Below are 15,739 nucleotides of genomic sequence, written 5' to 3'. Positions count from 1 at the left end.
GGACGTCGAAAGCTCGCTGAAACAGGATGCTCCAGGCGAGCCAGGGCGAAGCGCGCAAAGAAATGTATGCTACCGCTTAATTGCGCTGCCTGCACTCGGATTGTGCGCGCATCCTCGCTGCGCCCGTGCTTGCGGGCGTCATTCGCACGCTGTCGCGAGCCGCCGCGCCAGGGCCTGTGCGCCCGGCATGTCGAGCCGCAGCGATGCGTACGCGTCGCGCTTCACGTCGTCGGGCAAGGTCCAGTCCCATTTCTCGTTGTCGATGTTGCCGATCGCGCGCAGTGCCTCCTTGGTCTGCGAGGGCGTCAGCGCGGCGATGCGTTGCAGCGCATCCTTCACTGAACCGGCTACCCGCACGCTGACTGTCGGCCCCTGATTCCATGCGTCGAGTCCTTCGGCGCGCAGCAGCACGACGAGGGCATCGTTGATCCAGTCGCCGGACCATGTCGCGAGCACCGTGCTGCCGCCGTGCGTGAACACCGAGCGCGTGGCCAGTTCGTTCGATGCGAAGTAACGGCGTGCCTCTTCGAGTAGCTCGCGGCCCGTGGTATCGAGAAACACGACGGGCGCGCCATCCTTCAGCACATTGAACATCTCGCGCCGCACCTCGTCATGCACGAGCGAGCCGCCGCCGTCGAACACGGGCGGCACGCCGCCCTGATCGGGCGTCACGTACACGGTCTTTTTGCCCGCATCGACATCCTGCACGCGCCAGCGCTGACCGCCGAACACGAGCCCCTGTCCCGGCGACAGCGGACGCGACACGGGCACCGAGCCGAGCACCTTCGCGCCCGCGACAATGCGAAATTCGTCGTCGGTCGAGAACGATGCGTAGAACTCGTAGTGATTGACGAGGCGCTCGCCCGCCACGCCATGCAGCAGCAAGCCGCCCGCTTCCTGCACCAGCAGATCCTTCGTGCCGAGGCCGCGCAGGATCGCCGCGAACGTCGGCTTGTCGACCGTGCCGAACGGGCCTGTCGCCACCAGCGTGTCCCACAGCTCGCCCGCGCTCGCGCCGCCGCGTTCGGCGATGATCGACAGAATCTGCTGCACGAGCGTCGACGGATGCATGCCGCGCTCGCGCGGCGGCTCGAACCAGCCGCGCAGCAGCAGGTTCACCATCGCCACCGATTGCACGAGGCTCTCGCGCAGCCGGTCCGACAGATCGGAACCGCTGTGCAATTCCGCTTCCACGTCATAGCAGCGCAGAATCGCGGCTTCGCCCTTGCGGCGCCCGGAACGTCCGAGCCGCTGCCGCAAGCTCGCCACCGACGGCGGCGCCCCCACCTGCACGACGCTTTTCACCGCGCCGATGTCGATGCCGAGTTCCAGCGTCGTCGTGCAGACAGCACTCGCGGGGCGATCGCCCGCCTTCAGCGCCTGCTCGGTCTGCTCGCGCAGTTCTTTCGACAGGCTGCCGTGATGCGGCCAGAATTCGTTCGGATAGCCATCGCGCTCGCAGGCGCGGCGCAGCAGGTCGGCGTAGAGCTCGACCTGCCGGCGGCTGTTGGGAAAAATCAGATTGTTCGAGCCGCGCAGCACCTTGACCATGTGATTCGCGACCTCGACGGTGCTGGCGGGCACGACGTCTTCGAGGCCGGGATTCTCGATGCCCGGCTCGAACTGGATGCGCGGCGGCTTTTCGACATAGCCCTTGATCAGGATCTTCAGTTCCTGGCCCGTGCTGCCGGACTCGATGATCTGCACGTCCTGCGCCTTGCGCGGGCGCAGAAAATCCGCGGCAAGGCGCATGTCGCCGAGCGTCGCCGACAAACCGACCCGCGGCACGTTGCGCCCGCACACGCGATCGACGCGCCGCATCAGCGACTGCAACTGCATGCCGCGCTCGGAGCCGATGAACGCATGCAACTCGTCGACGACCACGTAGCGCAACGCGCCAAACGTCGCTTCGAGCGACGCGCCGCGCGTGACGAACATCGCTTCGAGCGACTCGGGCGTGATCAAAAGCACGCCCGTCGGCTTCTTCACGAAGCGCTGCTTGCGTCCCGACGACACATCGCCATGCCAGCCGGTGACGGGAATCTCCAGCGCATCGCACAGGTTGTCGAGGCGCGACCATTGATCGTTGATCAGCGCCTTCAGCGGACTGATGTACAGCACCGAACCGCTGCACGGCGTGTCGCGCAGCAGGTTCGAAAGAATCGGGAGGAACGCGGCTTCCGTCTTGCCTGCCGCCGTCGCCGCAGCGATGATCACGTCGCGGTCGGCGTCGATCAGCGCGGGCACCGCCCGCTCCTGCGCGTCGCGCAGCTCGGTCCAGCCTTCGCGCCAGATCCAGCGGCGAATGCGCTCGTCGAGCAGATCGAAGCTGCGCGACTCAGTTGAGCCGGAAGCTTGCAAGCTCATCGTCGCTATCGGGAGCGGCGTCGTTGACGATGTCGGCCGCGCCGCCCGTGTCGCGCTCGATATCCATGCTGCCGATCAGCGCGCGCCAGTCGGCCGACGGGTTTTGCTCCAGCACCGCGAGGAAATTGATGAACGCGGTGATCGTCGTGCGCGGAGTGCGGAAATACGCTTCGCCAAGCCGCGTCGCGCAATGCGCCATGAACGCGGGAATCGCTTCCTCGGGCACGAGCGCCTTGCTCGCGTCGCCGAACGCGTAGACGATGCGCAGCTTGTCGAGCAGCACGTAGAAGTCTTCCGGCGTGAGCGCGGCGAGGCGGATCACGGGGCCGCTGTAATCGACGAGCCCATTGGTCGCGAAGGCGTTTTCCGCGAGCCGCGATTGCAGCGCGGCGTAGCTATAGAGGCCGCGGCGCGTGTCGAGCAGAAACTCGGGGGTGCCGCCCAGCACGAAGCCGAGCCCTTCCGCCGTGCCTTGCAGCGAGTCGTTCAGGATACGCAGGATCTGCTCGTAGTTCGCGTTGCGCGCCTGCACATTCGCGAGCTTGTAGAGATTCACCATCTCGTCGAGACACACCATCAGTCCGCTATAGCCCGCGAGCCGCACGAAACGTCCGAGCAGCTTCAGTTGATCGTACATGCTCGCGTCGTCGACGATGGTGCGCACGCCGAGCGCCTGGCGCGCGTCGGTGCGCGTCGTGAACTCGCCGCGCAGCCAGCGCACGGCATCGCTCTTGAGCTTCTCGTTGCCCTCTTCGAAGCCGCGGCAGTAAGCGGCGATCACGTCGGCGAAATCGTAGCCGTTGACCATCTCGGTCAGTTGCGACAGCTGCGCGCGGATCACTTCGTCGCTGGTGCGGCCCGTCGCCTTCGCTTCCGTCTTCGCCTGGCCGATGAACTTTTCGACCACGCCTGCCAGCGCGCCACCTTCCGGCTTCGTGCGCGTCGCCATGTTCTTCACCAGCTCCGCGTATAGCGAGCGCGCCTGGCCGCCCGATGCATGCAGACGCCGGTCCGGATTCAGGTCGGCATGAACGGTGACGAGCTTTTTCTCGAGCGCGATGGCGCGCACGAGGTTGAGGAAGAATGTCTTGCCCGCGCCGTATTCGCCGACCACGATGCGGAACGCCGAGCCGCCGTCCGCAACGCGCTCGATGTCCTTCAGCAATGCTTCGAGTTCGTGCGCGCGCCCGACCTGGAGCAGATGTTGCCCGATGCGCGGCACCACGCCGGCACGCAGGGATTGCAGGACCGCGTCGCGGTCCCTGGGGCGGATCGTTGTCATGCAGCCAACCTTTGTGCGACTTCCTGATTGATTTCGACGGGATCGTCTCCGTCCGTGAGCGGCTCGTCCCAACGGTCGAGCGACGCCTCGTTTACCTGTTCGATCGCGCCGTCCAGCATCAGTTCGAGATGCGACGCGGCATCGGCGAGTTCGGCGCGCGTCCACGACCCGCGCGTCACGAGCAGGCGCAGGAAGGACGAATGCGCGTCGTCGAGGCCGAGCAGCGGCCCGCTTGCTTCAGACGTTTGCAGCGTCGACTCTGATTCTGCCTGCGGTTCAGGCGCTTCGGCGGGCACAGCGGCCGTTGCCTGTGCCGCAAGCATGTCCCGTTCCTCGACAGCGGCCGACTGCGCCGTTTCGTGGATGTGCACGGCGGTGACGGCCCCATGCGCTTCCTCGACGAACACATCGGCCAGCATCGAAGAGACACGCGCCGTCTCTTCCTTCAGCGCGGCGATGCGCGTCGCGTCGAGCACGAACTCGTGTTTCACCGCGACGGGCCTGGGCGCATGTGCCGGCTTCCTGACATGCTTCACGCCCGCTGGCGTGATGGCCGCACCGCTCGCGTGCTGATGCAGGTCGGTGTACAGGCGCTGCGGATCGATGCCGAGCATCCGGTACACCTTCTCCAGCAAACGCACTTCTTCGCGCGACACGACGCCATCGGCATTCGCGGTGTGCACCAGAAACGAGGCGATCGTCGCCTTCACGTCGTGCGCGAGCGGTTCCAGTTTCTTCTTCATGCCGGCGCTCGCCGTCGGCTGTGCGAGTTGCGCGAGATTGCGCGCTTTCAGCCGCGCACGCTGCGCATCGGACAAGTGCGGCCACTGGTCGATCTGCCATTCGATCACGGCCGTCTCGCGCTGGGTCGCATCGCCGTCCGCGCGCGCGACCGTCGCGGCGAGATCCACGATGATCGTCGCGACATCGTATGCATCGTCGACGGGAAGCGGGTTCGCGCTGGGCGCGACGGCGAACAGCGCGACCGCGTCGGTCGGCTTCGGCGTGCGCGCGCCCAGCCGCACATCGGGCTCGACGGCGATGCCCGCTTCCGCGAGCGCGGTCGTGAATACCACGGCCTTGTCGCGCGTCATCTTGCCGCCCGAGCCGAAGCGCGCCAGCACCGCGCCGAACGTGCTGACAGCCGTCTCGCGCGCGACTTCGGCGGCCAGCGTGGCGATTGCGTCGTGCGTCGCCTGCGGCCACAAGGCGGGCGGCAGCGTCAGCGTCGCTTCCAGCGTGCCCTGCGCCTCCGGATAGCGGCCGAGATAGCGGCTGTACGCGTCGAGCGCGGCGGCGCTCTCGTGCATCAACAGTTGCAGTTTGTTGCGCGTGCCGTTCACGGCGGCGATATCGGGCAGACCGACCAGAAAACCCGGCACGGGCACGCTCTTCAATGCGCGGAACGACGGCTGCGGCGACGCGTCGAGCTTCGTGCGGTTCGCGGGCAAGATCATGCCGGCGCCGAAACGGTCGCGATACTGCCGCATGAACACGCGGTCGAACTCCTCGGGGCACCGCGCGACGGCCGTGCGCCGCACCATCATGGGATCGAGCTTGACCCACGCGAGCGCCCAGCCGGCCGGCAACGGATGCTGGTCGAGCGCCGCCTGGCCGAACGCGACGCGCACGTTCAGCGGCACCTGATAGCCCGTCGCGAGCCCGTCGGGCGCGGGCTGCAGATACATCCGCGTATGCCGCAACGCCACCAGCGACAACGCATCGAGAAGCGCGCGCACATGCTTTTGCCAGCCGTAGTTCGCGTCGAGATTGAGCAGACGCCGCAACTCTCTGGCGATCGCGTCGAACTCGTCGACGCCCACCTTGCCCGCCGCGCCGTCGACGAGCACGCGCCGTTCCAGTCCGTACAGGTAGAAAAACAGATAGCCGGTGTTGATGTCCGATTTCTTGCGATCGGAGGCGAGCCATTCGAGATACGTGCGGCGTTGCTCCGGCGTGAGTCCGCCATAGCTGAGCGCCACGCTGCCAAGCCCGGCTGCCGGGTCCGCGCCGTCGCGGGCGACGTCGAAGCGTGCGTCGATCACGCATGCCTCGATCGAATCGGCGTGCAGGCGTTGCACGTCGCCCGTGTAGAAGAAGCCTCCCGTGACCGTCAGGCCATGGATATCGATGCTTTCGCCAGGCGCGACAAAGCGCGCGGACGAGCGCGCAGCAGGCCGCGCGCCGCCCGGCGCGGGGCCGATGCGGTAAGCGTCGGCGGCTGAGCCCGCCATGTCCATCGATACCAGCGGCTCGTCGTCATACGAGCCGGGAGAACTTGTCATGAAATTGCCTGGCTCCTCAGGAGCCCTGTGAGATCCGGATGAAAACGGCGACACGAACCGCAATGGCTTGCCGGCACGCTGCGTGCCGCACAACGTGTCTTTCGATGCAAGCTTGAGGGGAACCAACGAAAGCCAGCCCAGACGGAACAGCCCACCCAGCCGGCGCCAGAACGATCGGACGGCGGACCTGCGCGCGCATCCGATGCAAGAAAGGCAAGTCCCATCGACACGCCGATGACGACAACCCCGCCCTCCCAACACTGCTTCGCCCGCGGCTCATTGTTCTCCCGTCCACGTCGCCGGGAATCCGTTGCCCGGCGCGGTCGCGACCTTTGATTATATGTTCTTTTTCAGGATCGCTCCGACGGCGCAGAAATGGCCGCTCGTGCTCCGTGGAAGCCGCATCGAGACAACTGAAGTCACGACTTTTCTTACAAACGCCTTTGTACGCGAGCGAACAATCTGACCCCAACTAAATCGCATATTTTGCAAGCTCATTTTGCGAACTGGAGTTACACTCGGCGACATGCATTTCGCGCACAGGAGTTCCTGATCGAACGCGCCGAAATCTGAAACGCGGTCTTCGACGCCCTTATGCGTCAGACTTCTCACACCGTCTCTCAGGTTCTGGACGGCCCTCGGAATGCCAGAACCTATTCACGCCAGCGGAAGCTGGCGTCTTTTTGTGCGGCGCCAGAATAGACACGTTTTGTGGCGCGACGCTCGCACCTTGCACGCCCTGCACACTTTGCGTTCCCTGCGCCGTGCCTGGCGCGGCGACAGCGAGCACAAGCGGACGGCGCCAGACCGACGCATAGGTCGCGAGGGCGAGACCGCACCAGATCAACCCATAGCCGGTCAGATCGACGGTCGTCAGCCGTTCATGGAAGACCGTGAGCGCGAGGATGAACGTCACGGTCGGCGTCGCGTATTGCATGACGGCCGATTCCGTCAGCGAAACCAGCGGCATCGCGTAGGCGTAGAGCGCGAGCGGCACGACGGTCAGCGGCCCCGCCAGCATCATCAGCACGGACGCGTCGACGCCCAACGACGTGAACGCAAGCGCATGATGCGAGCTCAGATAGCCGAAATAGCCGAGTGCGAACGGCATCATTACGACCGTTTCACGCCACGTGCTGACGATCGCGTTTCGCGTCGGCCACACTTTGCGCGTGAGCCCCAGCAGCGAGAATGTGACTGTCAGCATCACGGCGAACACGGGCACCCCGCCGTGCGCGTAGCACTGGACGAAGGTGCCTGCAAGTCCGAGCGCCAGTGCCGCCGCTTTCAGACCGTTAAGCCGCTCGTTCAGAAAAACAATGCCGAGCGCAGCCGACAGCAGCGGATTCAGGAAGTATCCGAGACTCGCCTGTAACGCGTTGCCCGTCACCGACGCCAAGATGTACACAACCCAATTAGCGGACAGCAAAACCGCCGGCAACAACGCGAGCGCGAACGATCGCCAGTCGCCCATCTGTTGCCGTAGCGCGGGCTTGAGCGCAATCACGGCCGACAGCACCACGAACGACCAGAACACGCGATGCGCGAGCATCTCCGGCGCGCTCACCGCCTTCAGATGCCAGTAATACAGCGGCATCAGGCCCCACCAGCAGAGCGCCACGAGCAGCGCAGCGTAGCCGGCGCCCTCCTTCTGCTTCTGATTGTTCGCATTCATGGCTGTAGCGCCTCGTCGAGTCGGTCGATCAGAACTTCCACTTCATCCACGCCGAAAATCAGCGGCGGCGACAGACGCAGCGAATCCGGCGCGGCGGAATTCGGCATCGCCAGCACGCCGCCGTCGATCAGATCGAGCCAGACGTCGGTCATGCTTCTGCCGAGGCGCGCGTCGAGCCTGAGGCTGAGCGCAAGGCCCGTGCCGTGCAAGGTCACGCGCGAATCGAAACGCGCTGCGATGCGCTCGCCGATCAGCGCGCGCATCGCAGCCGCGTTCTCGACGAGCCGTCCGCGTTCGACGAGGTCGAGCACGATCAGTCCGCACTGCATCGCAAGCCGGTTGCCGCCGAAGGTCGAGCCCTGCACTTTCGCCTTGCCGGGCGCGCCGAACACGGCGTCGAAATCGCCGTCGTTCATCAGCACGGCCGACAGCGGCACCAACCCGCCCGTCAACCCTTTCGATACGACCAGCATGTCGGGCGCGACCGATGCCTCGGGTGCCCTGGCGTCCATGCCGATTGTGTCGATGCCGAACCAGGTGCCCGTACGGCCGAGGCCGCAATACACCTCGTCGGCGATCAGCTTCGTTCCGGTCTCGCGGCACAGCGCCGCGAGACGCGACGCGGTGTGCGCCGTCCAGTGCTGCGCCGCCGACGACCCCGCCACCGGCTCGAACACGACGGCGGCGATCTTGCGGCTTGCGAGTACGTCTTCGAGCGCGGCGAAGTTCTGCGCGTCGACGTGATGGACGTTGCCCGGCCTCCAGCGCAGCCCTTCCGTCCAGAACGGATTGCCCGTCATGAATGACGAAAACATCGACAGGCCGTGGAAGCTGTCGCGGAAGGCGACCACGTCGGTGCGCCCCGTGCTCGTCATCGCGAATTTCACGGCGCTTTCGACGGCCTCCGCGCCCGTGGTCGCGAAGAACACTTTCTGGAAGCGCTGGCCGCTGAGCGTGAGTAATTTATTGGCGAGCGCGAGTTGAGACTCGGCGCATTCGAACGGAAACACGTTTATCGACGTGCGCTGAAGCGCGTCGGCAAAGCGCGCGAGCAGCGCCGCATGCGCGTGCCCGAGATTCGCCGTGCCAAAACCCGCGAGGCAATCGAGCAACACGCGGCCGTCGGCTGTTTCGACATAACAGCCGTCGCCGCGCGCGCCCGTCATGTCGAGGCCCGCTTCGTCGAGGAACCTTTCCCAATAGGGATTCACGGAGTCGAAGCGTTCAGTGCGCTCAACCCCGCGTTGGTCTGATTCGTCGAGCCCGTCGTCAGATTTCAAGCGGCCTCCTGCCTTCGCGCAGCCCATGAAACTGGAGCCGCGTCTGATCGCCGTAAAAGAACGCGACCGACTCCAGTTGCCGCATGTTCACTTCAAGCATGAAGAGCGCCGCTTCGAGGCTATAGCGCTGCTCCGCCGCGCTCACGTGCGCAACGTCGGCGAGGAACAGGCGCGACAGGCTCGGATGATTCAGTTCGTCGTTCGTCTCGCCGTGCTTTGCGACGATGTCGCCCGCATGCAGCGCGCTTTCGACCAGCCCGGCAATGTGCTCGTGAACGGGGCTGTGCTGGTCGCGCAGACCTTCCGTGACCATGATCGACGTAAAGAAGGCGGTGGGCAGGCGATGCGCGAGAACCGTGTACGCGTCGATATAGAGCGCGGTCAGCGGCAGCGGTACGGAGGCGCGCACCTCGGCTTCGTTCATGCCGAGCGCGACGCAGGTGGCGAGTTCGAACGCTTCGTGACCGTACTCTTCCTGGAAGTACTGAAAGAGCCGCGCGCGCAGATTGCGTTTGAGACGGCGCGACAGCAGCGGCCCAAGTATTTCGACGAAGCGGTCGGTCACGTGATACTGCTCGACGTACAGCCCCTTCACGAGCGGCGTGACTTCACGGCTCGCGAGCGCGGCCGAAGCATACGCGTTGCTGCCCAGTCGATCGAGCGCGCCGAGCAACAGGCGCTCCGCGCGGGCGGCGAGCGCGAGACCGCTGCAGGGTTCGCGCAAACGCTCCGTATCCGCCGACGTCATGCGCCTGCCGACCCGCAAAGGTGCGATCTCGACGAAATGCGCGAACGACAGCAGATACATCTCCAGATCGGCGGGATCGAGCGCTGCGGCGCTGTGCAAACGTTGCAGCGGCGCGTCGTCCGGAATGGCTGCCGCTGGATGCCAGCCCGCCTGGCGGAACACCTCGCCGAGCATGTGCTGCCACGCGAACAGGAGTTCGGGCGCGTTCTGCCGCGCATACGCCACCTGAAAATGGAGCGACTGAAGCGCGAAGTTGCCCGCGAACGGCCCGCTCTCCTTGCACGAAAACGGGAACGCGCCAGGCGTCGTGTCGCGATTGGGGGCGTCGTTCGTGAGCATCTGATGGACGACGCCCAGCACCTCCCGATACATCCCAGGCCGGCGCCCGACAACCGCGGCGAGGCGCTTCGCGACGTCGCGACACAACGCCATCGCATGCTGCGCATCCGACCTGACGCTGTCGATGCCGCTATCCGTCTCTTCGATCAGCGACAGCGCATCCAGCTGCACCGTCAGCGTGCGAACCCACGCTGGGCACGCGCCTTCGTTGAGCCGCATCCAGACATCGGATGAAGGCCGCATCAGTTGCGTGACCACCTCGGCCACCTCGTCGCGCCCGACGCCTTCGAAGGACAGGTCGACGGCATCGTCACCCACGCCGATCGTCAGTCCCTCGATGCCCGCCGACAACTCGCACGGCACCAGCGCCGGCCGTCTGTATCGATCGATATCCCAGCGTTCCATGACGGCTCTCAGGCAAAGATGCGCGGTTTGACGACGGGCTGGCGGCCGTAGAAATCGAGAATCTGGTTCTCCTGCAGCACCATGGTTTCGATAGCGAGCATCACGTGCTTCCTGACCGTCATCTGCTCTTCAGGCGAGATCGCCTCGATTTCGGCAAGCAGGCTCAGCGAAATGTCTTCGTGGTCGAACTCGTCGTTGATCGTCGCGTGACGGGCGATCGGACGCCAGAAGCCTTCCGGAATGCCCGTCTCGCGACAATAGTTCGCCAGCTCGAGATGAAAGCTCGCGCTCGGCTGCTCGAACAGGAACAGCAGCGACTTGAAGCTCAACGGATGCTGGCGCGCATACACGCCCAACGACGCGCACAAAGCGAACGTGGCGGGCAGCGGCACCAGATAGTCGAGATTGTCGGTGCGGATAGAGACGGCTTGCAGCGACTGCCGCAGCATGTCGTCGTGATTCAGTTCCGAGGCGAGAAAGCCCTGCAGCAGCTTCTGCACCTTGACGGGCTCGGCATGGGCAAGCGCCGGCGCGATCAGACCCGGCGCCTCGCGCACGATATAGAAGTATTCGAGCGCATAGCCGATCAGCGCGCTCTTCGGCAACGTGCGATCGCAGAGGCCTTGATACAGACGCGATGTCGAATTCGCCTCGATGGTTTCGGCGGCGAACTTTCTGAGCCGGTGATAGAACTCCTCGCCTGACAGACAGCCTCGAGGCTCGGGAAACGCGCTCTCGGTCAACAGGCCGAGCCGGTCAAACTCCTCCAGCAGCCCGTCGACTTCGGACGCAAGCTCCGGATGGCGGCGCTTCAGTTCGGGAATCGACGTGTCGCCGCGCCTTAGAGAATCGACGAACGCCTTGAGCGCGCCGTGGCTGTCGGCGACGACGGAACACGATTGCTCGCGATAGTCGAGCGTCAGGCCGTGGTGCTCCTCGATCAGCTGCACGCCGGGACGAAAGCGCGGCGCGGCGAAAAGATCTGCTGCGGTCGTGGCCTGCATCATGCCTCCCCGTCGACGTCGAGTGTGCGCAGCAGCGCCGGGGACGTCGAATAGTGTTCCCAGATGCCCGTATAGAACTGGTCGTACAGTTCGATGAACAGATGCGTTTGCGCGCGCATGCGCCGCACGTCCGCATCCGCGATGGCAGGAATGCGCGAGAAGATCTTGCGCGTGAGGCTGCCGTGGCCGCCGTTCAGGTTGATATCGGAATGCGCTTTCACGGGCTTGAGCAGCGCGGGGTCGACGCCGATCCGATACGCGGCGTCGAGGAAGGAATCCTGCTTGATGTCCTTGCCTTCGAGAATGCCGAGCGTCGAAAAGAAGAACAGCGGGTCGCTATGGGCCCAGAAGGCAAGCGCGTTACACAACGCCATGGTTTGCGGCAGCGGCACCGTGCGCGCGAGATCCTCACGCGTGACGCCGAGCGTGTTCAGCGCCTTGAGCAACAGTTCGTCGTGCCCGTACTCTTCCGCGTAGAACTCGTTCATCGAGAGCCGCACGCCCGTATTGGCGACATACGACAGAACAGGCGCGTCGAAATAGCTTTCGCGGAACAGGAAATGGTAGTTCTCCACGATCATTCCGTGGATCACGTTAAGGGGAATGTCGGCGCCCGTGCTCGCGGACGCGCACTTCTCCCAGAATACGTTCGTATAGAGCGTGCGATACAGCAGGTCGTTGGCGAGATCTTCGAGCTCGAGCAACACGTCGAGGCCGCTGCGCGCCAGCGCGGGCTTCACCGCGCGCACCAGTTGCAGTTCCTTCAGACGGTCGAACACTTGCTGTTCGTATGGCGTATAGCGGGCGATCACCTCCTCCGCCTTGACGCCGGCGCGCAGCGCGCTGATGAGCGACGCCGCGTCTTCACCCTCGACGGACGCCGGAAATTCATATTGATGCTCGTCGTCTTCGATGACGAGCGAAGGCGACGTGCTGAGACACTTTCCCGCCAGCACGAACGCCTGTGGTTCAAAAATGTCGTCCATCGCGACGGCCTCCATTCGTGGCCGGCACGCAACGGTGCCGGCGCTTGCATTACAGGTGAACCGGGATCAGGACGGGACGCGCCTTGCGCGGCTTGACCACGACAGTGATTTTCTTGTCGTCTTGCCTGTCCGTTTGCGACTGCGCCTGCGATTGTTGTTGCGGCTGCGCTTGCTGAACCTGCACTTGGGTCGTCATCTCAATCTCCTTGGTTGGCGTTAACTCTGCACTGCTTAACAAGCTGTCCACCACCGTGGCCAGTTCTTTCACACCCGGAGCCAAAAACCCAAAGCCGTGTGGCGGGCAGCATCGCCTCGCCAATGGTGGCAGGCCGATGAGCGCAACAGGCTTAACTTGTAGCCCCGTTTTCCGCCGTGGATCTGACGCCGGGCGCGGCTTCCGGGCCGCAGCGGCGCAGTCAGACGTATGTGTTATTTGCCGGCCCGCTGCCGCCGATCGCAGCCGCGCGCCGTTACCGAATGCGTGCCCGAGTGTCGGACTCCCGCCGCAGCCAGACGCCTTCGACGAAAAACGGGCGCCCCCATAACAGGGAGCGCACCGGGAGGTCGTTGTAGGTCTGGGCGGTCCAGCCGGATTCTCGTTATTGGCCGCCTTTGGTTGTTTCTCTCAGGTTCTGCTTTCTCTCAGGTTCTGCTGGACCGCATCTTTTTTGCACGGCCTCGGAAATTCTGTTCGTACAGTTCCGTTTTTGCGGAATCAGATAAAGTGTTTGTTCGTTTCGACCACTGTTCGAGGAATTCGTCGAATTGCGCTAACCCAATGATTTACTGATCATTTTCCTCGAAAATTCATGCAAACAAACTAACTCGTTGGGCCTATTGTTCCGGTAAACTGCGATAACTGGAATGAACACTTTCGATCAATTTGCGTGAAGTGTTCGGCAAACTCGCATGAACACTTTCAGAGCAATCATCTTGATGGGACCAAAGTAAGGTGCTAACGCGCCCGCTCTGGTCGACAGGGAGGCGAATGAAGATCACCCTCGACGTCGCAACGGCTACCCCGCTGACGGAACAGATCGTCGGTCAGGTCGAAGCGCTGATCCTGTCGCGCGAACTGCGCGTCGGCATGCGCCTGCCGTCTATCCGCAAGTTCGCCGCGGAACACAACATCAGCCGCTTTCCCGTCATCGAGGCCTACGACCGGCTGGCCACGCGCGGGCTGCTGCAGCCCAAGCACGGTTCCGGCTATTACGTCGCCGAACAGTTCGAAAAAGCGCCGCGCGCCACGCGCGGGCTCGACGCGATCCGCGCGACGCCCGAATCCGACCAGATCCTGCGGCAGTTCGAGCGGCCCGACGAGGTGCTAAACCTGTCGATCGGTTTCATTCCCGAGGCATGGCGCGACGTCGAAGGCATTGCGCAGGCGATCCGCCAGGCGTCCCGCACGGACGCGCGCAGTCTGATCGACTACGCGATTCCGCAGGGCGACCCGGTGTTGCGACTGCAGATCGAACAGCGCCTGGCGTTCGTCGGCGTGGCGGCGGAGCCGCAGAACATCATGGTGACCAACAGCGCGAGCGAGGCGCTCGACCTCGTCGTGCGGATGCTGCTCAAGCCGGGTGACACCGTGTTCGTCGAAGATCCCGGCTACTTCAACCTGTTCGGGCTGCTCAAGCTGCAGGGCATCGAGCTGGTCGGCGTGCCGCGCCTGTCGAGCGGGCCGGATGTCGAGGCCGTCGAGGCGCTGCTGAAGGAACACCGCCCGAAGCTCTTTTTCATCAACACGGTCTTTCACAATCCGACGGGCACCAACGTCGCGCCGCATGTCGGTTTCCGGTTGCTGCAGCTCGCACAGGAACACGACTTCATGATCGTCGAGGACGACGTCTACGCGGATTTCCAGGCGATTCCCACGCAGCGTCTCGCGTCGCTCGACCGGCTGACGCGTGTGGTGTATATCGGCGGGTTCTCGAAGAGCCTGTCGTCGTCGCTGCGGCTCGGCTATATCGCCGCCGAAGCCGGGTTGGTCAAGCACTTCGTCGAAGTGAAGGCGCTCACCAGCCTGGGCGGCACGCGCTTTAGCGAGCGCGTCGTGGCCGCGCTGCTCGAGCGCGGCACGTATCGCAAGCATCTGGAACGGCTGCGGCGGCGCGTGAATGGCGCCATTTCGACCGCAGTGGAATTGCTCAATGGCGTCGGCTGGCAGGTGTTCGACGAGCCCTGCGGCGGCACGCTGGTGTGGGCGCGAGTGCCGGGTGTGCCGAATTCGGATGTGTTCGTCGCCGAGGCGGCCCGCGCCGGCATCACGGTGCAGCCGGGCAGCTATTACCGGCCGCACGGCGAGATGACGCCGTGGGTCCGTTTCAATACCGCGTATCTCGACAACGACCGGGCGCTGGGATTCTTGCGGCGCGCGGCGGCCATGGGCGATTGAACGATGGGCGATTGAAGCCAGACAGCCGCGCCGCGCCGCGCGCGATCAGCTACCCTGCTCCCGCTGAATCCGCGTGCGCGCTTCGCCAAGGCTTTCGAAGCGGTCGTCGTCCTCGTTGAACACCGAAATACGCCCATGCCCGATGTCGTACACCCACCCCTGGACATCGAGGCGCTTCTGCGCGAGCCGCCCGGCGACGGATGGATGCGTGCGCAGATGCATCAGTTGCAGCCGGATGTTTTCTTCGACGAGCGCCTGCACGACATGATCGCTGTCCACCTTGCGCGCCTGCACGACGCTGCGCGCCGTCTCCGCATTGCGTAGCCACGCGTTGACGGTCGGCATGTCTTCCGCTGTCATGGGCGCGGTGCCCGCGAGGCCGCGCATCGCGCCGCAGTCGCTATGTCCGCATACGACGATCTGCCGCACGTTCAGCGCCAGCACCGCGTATTCGACGACGGCCGACACGCCACCCAGCATTTCGCCGTAAGCCGGGACGATATTACCGATATTGCGGCACACGAACAGCTCGCCCGGATGCGTTTGCGTAATCATTTCCGGCGAAACACGCGAGTCGGCGCAGGTGATGAACAGCGTGTGCGGCGCCTGACCTTGCGCAAGACTTTCGAATAGCGCCTGGGTGGCGGGAAACACTTCGTCGCTGAACTGCTCGACGCCGTCCAGCAGGTGCAGCAGGTCCGACTTCGCTGGGTCGCGAAGCCGTCTGGTGTTGAGCATATCGTCCGACATGAAGCTGTTCCCCTTCGCAGCGCAGCTGGATCATCGATCAGGAAGTGTACGACGGGAATGCGTCAGCGGGCAGTCATAGCCGCATGGGCCACGGCGCGCGAACGAAACGCGCAAAGAGAGGCATCATAAAAGAAGCCCCGGCCGGACGTGATCGGAGCGGCGCGGGGCTCTACAAAAGCTCGCCTGTTCTCAAGAGGCAAGCTCACGTTACCCGCGTCAAAAA

11 protein-coding genes are annotated in these 15,739 nt (G+C 64.3%); 1 reads left to right on the top strand and 10 read right to left on the bottom strand.

Annotated elements, in window-relative coordinates; all coding sequences use genetic code 11:
* Positions 1-138 precede the first annotated feature (138 nt).
* The 9 genes from KFO72_RS22040 to KFO72_RS22000 form a co-directional block, all read right to left on the bottom strand.
* Positions 139-2,367, bottom strand: a complete 2,229-nt coding sequence (locus tag KFO72_RS22040) for a DEAD/DEAH box helicase (RefSeq protein WP_225033031.1) — start codon at positions 2,365-2,367, stop codon at positions 139-141.
* The gene (locus KFO72_RS22035) at positions 2,339-3,649 is read right to left on the bottom strand and encodes an ATP-binding protein (RefSeq protein ID WP_225033030.1); all 1,311 of its coding nucleotides are present in this window, start codon (positions 3,647-3,649) and stop codon (positions 2,339-2,341) included. The genes KFO72_RS22040 and KFO72_RS22035 overlap by 29 nt, the downstream gene beginning before the upstream one ends.
* Positions 3,646-5,934 (bottom strand): TerB N-terminal domain-containing protein, encoded by a 2,289-nt coding sequence (locus tag KFO72_RS22030; protein WP_225033029.1) that lies wholly within the window; start codon positions 5,932-5,934, stop codon positions 3,646-3,648. Before KFO72_RS22030 ends, KFO72_RS22035 begins: the two co-directional genes overlap by 4 nt.
* 592 nt (positions 5,935-6,526) lie before the next feature.
* A complete protein-coding gene (gene rarD, locus KFO72_RS22025; RefSeq protein ID WP_225033028.1) occupies positions 6,527-7,609 on the bottom strand; it encodes an EamA family transporter RarD in 1,083 nt (360 codons plus the stop codon).
* Positions 7,606-8,889, bottom strand: a complete 1,284-nt coding sequence (locus KFO72_RS22020; protein WP_225033027.1) for an aspartate aminotransferase family protein — start codon at positions 8,887-8,889, stop codon at positions 7,606-7,608. Before KFO72_RS22020 ends, rarD begins: the two co-directional genes overlap by 4 nt.
* Positions 8,879-10,381 (bottom strand): iron-containing redox enzyme family protein, encoded by a 1,503-nt coding sequence (locus KFO72_RS22015; protein ID WP_225033026.1) that lies wholly within the window; start codon positions 10,379-10,381, stop codon positions 8,879-8,881. The genes KFO72_RS22020 and KFO72_RS22015 overlap by 11 nt, the downstream gene beginning before the upstream one ends.
* A gap of 8 nt (positions 10,382-10,389) precedes the next feature.
* On the bottom strand, positions 10,390-11,388 hold the full coding sequence (locus KFO72_RS22010; protein ID WP_224100217.1) for an iron-containing redox enzyme family protein: 999 nt from the start codon (positions 11,386-11,388) through the stop codon (positions 10,390-10,392).
* Entirely contained in the window at positions 11,385-12,371 is a 987-nt protein-coding gene (locus KFO72_RS22005; RefSeq protein WP_054930541.1) for an iron-containing redox enzyme family protein, read from the bottom strand. The genes KFO72_RS22010 and KFO72_RS22005 overlap by 4 nt, the downstream gene beginning before the upstream one ends.
* A 49-nt stretch (positions 12,372-12,420) precedes the next feature.
* Complete coding sequence (locus tag KFO72_RS22000) at positions 12,421-12,639, bottom strand: hypothetical protein (RefSeq protein ID WP_225033025.1); 219 nt, start codon at positions 12,637-12,639, stop codon at positions 12,421-12,423.
* A 720-nt stretch (positions 12,640-13,359) separates the two neighbouring features.
* Between KFO72_RS22000 and KFO72_RS21995 the strand changes: the two genes are divergently transcribed.
* The gene (locus tag KFO72_RS21995; RefSeq protein WP_062915326.1) at positions 13,360-14,766 is read left to right on the top strand and encodes a PLP-dependent aminotransferase family protein; all 1,407 of its coding nucleotides are present in this window, start codon (positions 13,360-13,362) and stop codon (positions 14,764-14,766) included.
* A 45-nt stretch (positions 14,767-14,811) separates the two neighbouring features.
* Here KFO72_RS21995 and KFO72_RS21990 read toward each other — a convergent pair whose 3' ends face one another.
* Entirely contained in the window at positions 14,812-15,516 is a 705-nt protein-coding gene (locus KFO72_RS21990; RefSeq protein WP_060600999.1) for a carbonic anhydrase, read from the bottom strand.
* Between the last annotated feature and the right edge of the window lie 223 nt (positions 15,517-15,739).

Origin of the sequence: Paraburkholderia sp. XV, assembly GCF_020177535.1 — a bacterium.
GTDB lineage: Bacteria > Pseudomonadota > Gammaproteobacteria > Burkholderiales > Burkholderiaceae > Paraburkholderia > Paraburkholderia caribensis.
Note: the sequence above shows the minus strand (reverse complement) of the source record. Positions and strands in the feature narration are given on the sequence as shown.

Coding starts and splice junctions, on each gene's coding strand:
- rarD (WP_225033028.1), bottom strand. CDS start 7,609: ATGAATGCGAACAATCAGAAGCAGAAGGAGGGCGCCGGCTACGCTGCG.
- KFO72_RS22010 (WP_224100217.1), bottom strand. CDS start 11,388: ATGATGCAGGCCACGACCGCAGCAGATCTTTTCGCCGCGCCGCGCTTT.
- KFO72_RS22035 (WP_225033030.1), bottom strand. CDS start 3,649: ATGACAACGATCCGCCCCAGGGACCGCGACGCGGTCCTGCAATCCCTG.
- KFO72_RS22030 (WP_225033029.1), bottom strand. CDS start 5,934: ATGACAAGTTCTCCCGGCTCGTATGACGACGAGCCGCTGGTATCGATG.
- KFO72_RS22015 (WP_225033026.1), bottom strand. CDS start 10,381: ATGGAACGCTGGGATATCGATCGATACAGACGGCCGGCGCTGGTGCCG.
- KFO72_RS21995 (WP_062915326.1), top strand. CDS start 13,360: ATGAAGATCACCCTCGACGTCGCAACGGCTACCCCGCTGACGGAACAG.
- KFO72_RS21990 (WP_060600999.1), bottom strand. CDS start 15,516: ATGTCGGACGATATGCTCAACACCAGACGGCTTCGCGACCCAGCGAAG.
- KFO72_RS22040 (WP_225033031.1), bottom strand. CDS start 2,367: ATGAGCTTGCAAGCTTCCGGCTCAACTGAGTCGCGCAGCTTCGATCTG.
- KFO72_RS22005 (WP_054930541.1), bottom strand. CDS start 12,371: ATGGACGACATTTTTGAACCACAGGCGTTCGTGCTGGCGGGAAAGTGT.